Genomic DNA, 1,992 nt, shown 5'->3' with positions numbered 1-1,992 from the left:
AGACTCAATGAATTAAGCTGCCCATCTTGTATGGCAAAAATCGAAGCTGCAATGACTACAACTAAAGGCGTAGCAAATGCAAAAGTACTTTTCAATGCATCAAAAGTTAAAGCAGAATTTGACGAAAATGTTGTCAGTACTGATGAACTTATCAGCAAGGTTGAGAAACTTGGATATCCTGTTTTGAGTAGCAAAGTAACTGTTGTGTGATTTATACCAGGAAAGATACCACTATAAATTGAATAAAGGAAAAAAATGATGACTAAATTAATGATTGATGAAAAATATGCTAAAGAACTTGATAAAGCAGAGATTGACCACCACAAACCTACGGCTGGTGCGATGCTAGGACATGTCTTATCCAATTTGTTCATAGAAAATATACGACTGACTCAAGCAGGAATATACGCGAAAAGCCCAGTTAAGTGTGAGTATTTACGTGAAATTGCACAAAAGGAAGTTGAATATTTCTTTAAAATTTCGGATTTACTTCTTGATGAAAATGAGATTGTACCAAGTACAACTGAAGAATTTTTAAAGTATCACAAGTTCATTACCGAGGATCCAAAAGCCAAATATTGGACTGATGAAGATCTGCTTGAAAGCTTCATTGTGGATTTCCAAGCACAAAATATGTTCATTACGCGAGCAATCAAGCTAGCAAACAAAGAAGAAAAATTTGCTTTGGCGGCTGGTGTAGTCGAACTTTACGGCTACAATCTTCAAGTTATTCGCAACTTGGCAGGTGACTTGGGTAAAAGCGTTGCTGATTTTCATGACGAAGATGAAGATAATGATAATTAGTTTTTACGAAACTGTAGGCTTTAGTTGAATGAGGCTTGCAGTTTGATAATTTTAGCGCGATAATAAGATAAGGAGAATCCCCAAAATGAGTAAGTATAAACATCATTTTAGTCATCATGAACACCACTGTGTACAGCTCGTGCCACTATTTGGTTTACTTTCAGAAAGTGAATTAGTGCAAGTTGAGCAGGTTGTTAATCATAAAATTTTTGAAAAAGGTGAAACAGTCATCAGCCCCTTTGCAGTGCCTCAACTTGCAATTGTGGCGCATGGTACCTTGAAAATATACCAGCTTTCTAGTGCTGGTAAAGAGCAGTTACTACGTGTGATTGAACCTGGTGGATACGCAGGTGAAGACGCCTTGTTTGGAGTAATGAATGATAATCTCTATGGTGAAACATTGGAAGAAACGCAAATTTGCTTTTTGCGACAACAAGATTTCAAAAATTTGTTGTTAAAATATCCCGAGCTCAGTTTGAAATTGCTTGAAACCACCGTGAGAAGAGCTGCGGAAATGCAATATCAAGCACAATTTCTCATGATGGAAGATGTTGAAAGTCGAATCGCTAATTATCTTTTGCAACTCGTCAAAGTAGTAGATTCAAATTCTGTTATGATTCCAATGAAAATGAAAGATCTTGCAACGTTCATCGGAACAACTCCCGAAACTATTTCTCGTAAGTTCAAAATACTCGAAGAAAAAGGATTCATTGAGCGCCGAGGAAAGATAATCAAAATACTAGATATTGATAGCCTTGAAGATGATTACGCTTAAAATGGTCTAAAGAGCCAATAGATTCTGATCCTACACAAGATCCAGACCTAATGCCAGATTGGACCAATGTCAAATATTTACACACAAAATGAAAGGGTATTTACATTATTTGCAATTGCTCAGGCAATTCCGGTATTCAATGTAGCAGTAGATGCAATTTCTTTAACTTTAACCACACTTTGGGGAGGAAGAATAGGAGCAGAAGATATAATCTTACTGGTATCTTATATAATTAATTTTATAAATTATCAAAATGGAGCTTCTTCATGTTTTAACTCATTATGAAAATTATAACCGCAACTTTACTTTTAGTAATTTCTTTATTAGGAATTTTAGGAACAGCATTTCTCTACTTAGGAGAATTAACTCAAGGAAAGGGGGAGGGTATTTATTTATTCTAGGATGTTTTCTAA

General features: G+C 35.4%; 4 protein-coding genes. All 4 read left to right on the top strand.

Features of this window, described 5'->3' with window-relative positions; all coding sequences use genetic code 11:
- A partial coding sequence (locus AB0N03_RS52190) for a heavy-metal-associated domain-containing protein (RefSeq protein ID WP_364388965.1) occupies nucleotides 1–210 on the top strand: 210 nt, incomplete at its 5' end.
- A gap of 48 nt (nucleotides 211–258) precedes the next feature.
- Complete coding sequence (locus tag AB0N03_RS52185; protein ID WP_032951503.1) at nucleotides 259–804, top strand: DNA-binding protein; 546 nt, start codon at nucleotides 259–261, stop codon at nucleotides 802–804.
- Between the two features lie 85 nt (nucleotides 805–889).
- A complete protein-coding gene (locus tag AB0N03_RS52180) occupies nucleotides 890–1,579 on the top strand; it encodes a Crp/Fnr family transcriptional regulator (RefSeq protein ID WP_011834689.1) in 690 nt (229 codons plus the stop codon).
- Between the two features lie 66 nt (nucleotides 1,580–1,645).
- Nucleotides 1,646–1,864, top strand: coding sequence for a hypothetical protein (locus AB0N03_RS52175; protein WP_058212531.1), 219 nt, complete (start codon nucleotides 1,646–1,648; stop codon nucleotides 1,862–1,864).
- Nucleotides 1,865–1,992: the final 128 nt, after the last annotated feature.

This window comes from Amycolatopsis sp. NPDC051061, assembly GCF_040682935.1.
Classification (GTDB): domain Bacteria; phylum Actinomycetota; class Actinomycetes; order Mycobacteriales; family Pseudonocardiaceae; genus Amycolatopsis.
Note: the sequence above shows the minus strand (reverse complement) of the source record. Positions and strands in the feature narration are given on the sequence as shown.